The following is a 4518-nucleotide window of genomic DNA, read 5'->3' as shown; positions in this document are numbered from 1 at the left end:
CGACCAAGACTGCGACCAAGACCGCCCCCAGGAGCGCCGCCAAGACGGCGACAAAGACGGGAACCGGTACGGGCACCCGCACCGCGGCCAGGACCACCACCACGCGCAGCGCCGCCGCCAAGACCGCGGCACCGCGCAAGCGCGCCACCCGCTCGGCCTGAGCCAGGCCCGCCCTCGCAGTAGCGCGTCGCCGTGCAATTGCTGATCGTCGCGGTCGGACACAAGATGCCGGCCTGGATCGAAGCCGGCTTCGCCGAGTATGCCAAGCGCATGCCGCCGGAGCTGCGCATCGTGCTGCGCGAGATCAAGCCCGAGGCGCGCACCGCCAGCAATAACGCGGCGACCGTGATGCAGCGCGAGGCCGCACGCATCGAGGCGGCGCTGCCGCGCCAGTGCCGCATCGTCGCGCTGGACGAACGCGGCCGCGACCTGACCACGATGCAGCTGGCCGACCAGCTGACCGGCTGGCAGCGCGAGGGCGGCGACGTCGCCTTCCTGATCGGCGGCGCGGACGGGCTCGATCCCTCGCTGAAGGCGCGCGCGCAGACGCTGCTGCGGCTGTCCAGCCTGACGCTGCCGCACGGCATGGTCCGCGTGCTGCTGGCCGAGCAGCTGTACCGTGCCTGGACGGTCACGCAAAACCACCCTTACCATCGGGTCTGATCCATGCAGACCCGGTGCGCCGGCCGCTGCGTTCGTCCCCAGCTTGCCCTTCCGTGCCATCGTGCTCCACGACGTCCTCTACCTCGCCTCCCAAAGTCCGCGCCGCCGCGAACTGCTGACCCAGCTCGGCGTCTCCTACCAGCTGCTGCTGCCCGATGACGACGAAGACGCCGAGGCGCTCGAGGCAGTGCTGCCCGGCGAGACGCCGGACGACTACGTGCAGCGCGTCTGCGCGCTGAAGGCCGAGGCCGCGCTGCGCCGCCGCGAGCGCCGCGCGCTGCCCGACGCGCCGATCCTGACCTCCGACACCACGGTCTGCCTGGGCGGCCGCATCCTGGGCAAGCCCGAGCATGCCGACGACGCCGCCGCGATGCTGACGGCGCTGTCCGGCACCACGCATCGGGTCCTGACCGCGGTGACCGTGGTCTCGACGCTGGGCGCGCACCATGCGCTGTCGACCTCGGAGGTCAGCTTCCGCACGATGGGCGACGACGAGATCGCGCGCTACGTGGCCAGCGGCGAGCCGCTCGGCAAGGCGGGGGCGTACGGCATCCAGGGCCGCGCCGCCGAGTTCGTGCAGCGGATCGCGGGGAGCTATTCGGGTATCATGGGCCTGCCCTTGTTCGAGACCGCGGCGCTGTTGCGACAGGCCGGTCTGCGCTTCTGAAGCGCACCGCCGCGCAGGTCCGGACAACGCCGGGCAACGCCTAGCCAGATCAGGCAAAGGCCGCGGTTCTCCCGCCGACCGCGCCGCCCGGCATCCAGGGAACCAACCTGCTCCGCCGCCACCGACAACCGTCGGCGGAGCCAGCCAGCCGGCGACGGATCGCACACAACATGACCGAAGACATCCTCGTCAATATCACCCCGCAGGAAACGCGCGTGGCCATCGTGCAGCAGGCCGCGGTGCAGGAGCTTCATGTCGAACGTACGCTGACGCGCGGACTCGTCGGCAACATCTATCTCGGCAAGGTCGTGCGCGTGCTGCCCGGCATGCAGTCGGCCTTCATCGACATCGGGCTGGAGCGGGCCGCCTTCCTGCACGTGGCCGATATCTGGCACCGGCGCGAGCCGGACCGCAACGGCAGCACGCAGCTGGCGATCGAGAAGACGCTGTTCGAAGGCCAGGCGCTGATGGTGCAGGTGATCAAGGACCCGATCGGCACCAAGGGCGCGCGGCTGTCGACCCAGGTCAGCATCGCCGGCCGTACGCTGGTCTATCTGCCGCAGGACCCGCATATCGGCATCTCGCAGCGCATCGAGGGCGAGGTCGATCGCGAGGCGCTGCGCGCCCGCGTGCAGGGGCTGGTGCCCGAGGACGAACGCGGCGGCTTCATCGTGCGCACCATCGCCGAGGAGGCGACCGACGAGGAGCTGGGCAACGACATCGCCTACCTGCGCAAGATCTGGGGCGCGATCCGGCTCAACGCCACCACGCTGCCGGCGCCCAGCCTGCTCTATCAGGACCTGAGCCTGGCGCAGCGCGTGCTGCGCGATTTCGTCAACGACGCCACCGGCGTGATCCAGGTCGACTCGCGCGAGAACTACCAGAAGCTGGTCGAGTTCGCGCAGGAATACACGCCGGCGGTGCTGCCGCGGCTGTCGCACTACACCGGCGAGCGGCCGATCTTCGACCTGTTCAATATCGACGCGGAGATCGAGCGCGCGCTGTCGCGGCGCGTCGACCTGAAGTCCGGCGGGTATCTGATGATCGACCAGACCGAGGCGATGACGACGATCGACGTCAACACCGGCGGCTATGTCGGCGCCCGCAATTTCGACGACACGATCTTCAAGACCAACCTGGAAGCGGCGCACACGATCGCGCGCCAGCTGCGGCTGCGCAACCTGGGCGGCATCATCATCATCGACTTCATCGATATGGAGAACGCCGAGCACCGCGACGCGGTGCTGTCGGAACTGAAGCGCGCGCTGTCGCGCGACCGCACCCGCATCACCGTCAACGGCTTCTCGCAGCTGGGCCTGGTCGAGATGACGCGCAAGCGCACGCGCGAATCGCTGGCGCACGTGCTGTGCGAGCAGTGCCCGGTCTGCCAGGGCAAGGGGCAGGTCAAGACGCCGCGCACGGTCTGCTACGAGATCCTGCGCGAGATCATGCGCGAGTCGCGCCAGTTCAATCCGCGCGAGTTCCGCATCCTGGCCTCGCAGGAAGTGATCGACCTCTTCCTCGAAGAGGAAAGCCAGCATATGGCGATGCTTGGCGACTTCATCGGCAAGCCGATTTCGCTGCAGGTCGAATCGACCTTTCATCAGGAGCAGTACGACATCATCCTGATGTAGCGTGTCCCGTGCGGATTTCCACTAGGGTCTGACCGCATGTCATTGCCGTCCCGATCCCCTATAACGAATACAGCAAGAGCACGGCAGGAGCGGACCATGACGGGGCGGCAATCGACAACGGCCGGACAGTTCTGGATTCGGCAAGGCGCGCCGTGGATCGGCGCGATGCTGATCGCGATTGCCGGCATGCAGGGCTGCGCGCCCGTGCAGGAACTGGCGAAACGCGCGCCCTCATTGCCGCCGGCCGCGCCCGAACGCCAGGTTACCCCTGCCCCGCCGCCACCGATCGCTGCGCGCGTGATCGAACTGGCCGGCTACTGCAGCCGCACCGAGGACGACGGCTTTCGCGAAGAGGCGCGGGTGCGCGTGATCGCCAACGAGGTGCATGCGTTGAACTGGAAGCTGTGGGTGCCGCGGCGCCGCGGCTCGTGCGCCTTCGAACTGAGCGAGTTCCGGCAGGTCCAGAAGGCCCCGCATATCGAGCTGGTGGCACGCGACGACAGCGGCTGCAAGCTGATGGTCTGGCAGGATCCGCGGCGCGTCACGCTGGCGCATGCCAATTGCCAGAAGCGCTGCACGCCGGGAATCTACGAGGAAGCGTGGCCGGTGATGTTCGACCCGGGCAGCGGCATGTGCGCGCAGGTCAAATAGGGCGGCAATGAGAGCGGCAATCAGGGCGGAACTTGGCCGCGCGCCGGCCGGCCCGAACCGCGACCGGCGCCGTGCGAGCGATCATTCGGCCCGACCGCCGCCGGTGCCGCCAGTTCGCGGCCGATGCATATCAAAGTTGCCAACCGCGCCAGGCAGCTTGCCGGCCACGTATCCGAGCCCCGCGCACATGCCTACCAACACAACGATGCAGGCTGCCGCGAAGAGGGCGGGGATCGCCATGCCAGTCATGACGATGGCACAAGCGACGCCGCCAACCACCGCGCCCTGCGCTGCCCTGACCAGCACGCGGCCAACAATGCGACCGGCGCCCGGCACCGGAGCCTGCGGCATCCCGCGCGCCCGCACGAGCCACCAGAGCCCGCTCTTGAGCCGCTCCGCCAGCCGGGGCGCTGCGGGAGCCAGCGGCGCCTGCCATGCGGGCAACAGCGGCGCGGCTTGCTGGGCGCCAACCGCGGGAGCGTTGCGGGGCGCACGACCCGGATGGGATGACACGGACACGGTGTGCGTGGGTTGCGATGGCGATTGCGGGAGACTAACGCGGTAACCGACTCTCATGTGGCAGCCTCGATGTTGGCGAATTGACGGGAGGGAGGAAGGATGCGGTGATCCGGTTGGGCGAACCGTCACCGCAAGCAAGACCCGGATCATCCGCAATCGAGGCCGCGGTTGCTTTCGCAATCGCCGTGCCCTATTGCAATTGGTCCACCAACGTCGGCATTGGCATGCCGACGTTCAGCCGCGCTTGACCCAGACCACGAGCCCACCCGCGATGCCGAGCGTGCGGCGGTCCGGACGGTAATCCATGGTGCCGGGAAACTGCTGCGCGTCGCGCTGGCCGATGCGCCAGGCGCAGCCGTCCAGCAGCGCGATCGCCTCGGCCTC

At 68.7% G+C, this 4518-nt stretch carries 5 protein-coding genes; 4 read left to right on the top strand and 1 reads right to left on the bottom strand.

The genetic code is table 11. From position 1 onward, the window contains the following. The first annotated feature begins 192 nt into the window (after positions 1-192). From rlmH to B551_RS14210, 4 genes are all read left to right on the top strand, one after another. Positions 193-663 (top strand): 23S rRNA (pseudouridine(1915)-N(3))-methyltransferase RlmH, encoded by a 471-nt coding sequence (gene rlmH, locus B551_RS14225; protein WP_006580275.1) that lies wholly within the window; start codon positions 193-195, stop codon positions 661-663. Between the two features lie 61 nt (positions 664-724). Next, positions 725-1330: a nucleoside triphosphate pyrophosphatase gene (locus tag B551_RS14220; protein WP_043439707.1), complete on the top strand. Its 606-nt coding sequence runs from the start codon at positions 725-727 to the stop codon at positions 1328-1330. Between the two features lie 170 nt (positions 1331-1500). After that, positions 1501-2964, top strand: a complete 1464-nt coding sequence (rng, locus tag B551_RS14215; RefSeq protein ID WP_023264366.1) for a ribonuclease G — start codon at positions 1501-1503, stop codon at positions 2962-2964. 165 nt (positions 2965-3129) lie between these two features. Next, positions 3130-3615 (top strand): hypothetical protein, encoded by a 486-nt coding sequence (locus B551_RS14210; protein ID WP_043439705.1) that lies wholly within the window; start codon positions 3130-3132, stop codon positions 3613-3615. An 81-nt stretch (positions 3616-3696) separates the two neighbouring features. Here B551_RS14210 and B551_RS14205 read toward each other — a convergent pair whose 3' ends face one another. Further along, positions 3697-4059: a hypothetical protein gene (locus tag B551_RS14205; RefSeq protein WP_006579000.1), complete on the bottom strand. Its 363-nt coding sequence runs from the start codon at positions 4057-4059 to the stop codon at positions 3697-3699. Between the last annotated feature and the right edge of the window lie 459 nt (positions 4060-4518).

This window comes from Cupriavidus sp. HPC(L), assembly GCF_000307735.3.
In the GTDB taxonomy this organism is placed as follows: Bacteria; Pseudomonadota; Gammaproteobacteria; order Burkholderiales; family Burkholderiaceae; genus Cupriavidus.
This window is presented reverse-complemented; position numbering and strand designations above follow the sequence as displayed.

What these genes read in the sequence shown, in the direction of transcription:
- rng (WP_023264366.1), top strand. Translation starts at nt 1,501, where the DNA reads ATGACCGAAGACATCCTCGTCAATATCACCCCGCAGGAAACGCGCGTG.
- B551_RS14210 (WP_043439705.1), top strand. Translation starts at nt 3,130, where the DNA reads ATGCTGATCGCGATTGCCGGCATGCAGGGCTGCGCGCCCGTGCAGGAA.